Origin of the sequence: Bacillus sp. SIMBA_005 (assembly GCF_046535585.1) — a bacterium.
GTDB lineage: Bacteria > Bacillota > Bacilli > Bacillales > Bacillaceae > Bacillus > Bacillus pumilus.
On the sequence record NZ_JAWRWI010000559.1, the window covers coordinates 1 to 265 of the forward strand.

1 protein-coding gene is annotated in these 265 nt (G+C 61.1%); it reads right to left on the minus strand.

Features of this window, described 5'->3' with window-relative positions:
* Window positions 1-265 (minus strand): HAMP domain-containing protein (locus SB660_RS21290; RefSeq protein ID WP_410584384.1); only part of this gene is annotated, 265 nt, incomplete at both ends.

Here is a 265-nt window from a genome sequence, read left to right on the forward strand (position 1 = left end):
CTCGTCGATTCGTATCAACAAAGTGCGCACACGCGCAAGCGGTGTGCGCAGGTCATGCGCGATGCCATCGCACGCGCCTTTCACCTCGTTCATCAGCCGCTCGACTTCGGCGAGCATGTGGTTGACAAGATGCGCGAGCATGTCGATCTCATCGCGCCCGCCGATAGGCAGACGTTGTCCAAGATCGCCTTGTGCGCTCCGTTGCGTCACGCGCCGGACAGCCTTAAGCCGCCTGACCTGTTTGACGCTCAGGGCAAACGCACCT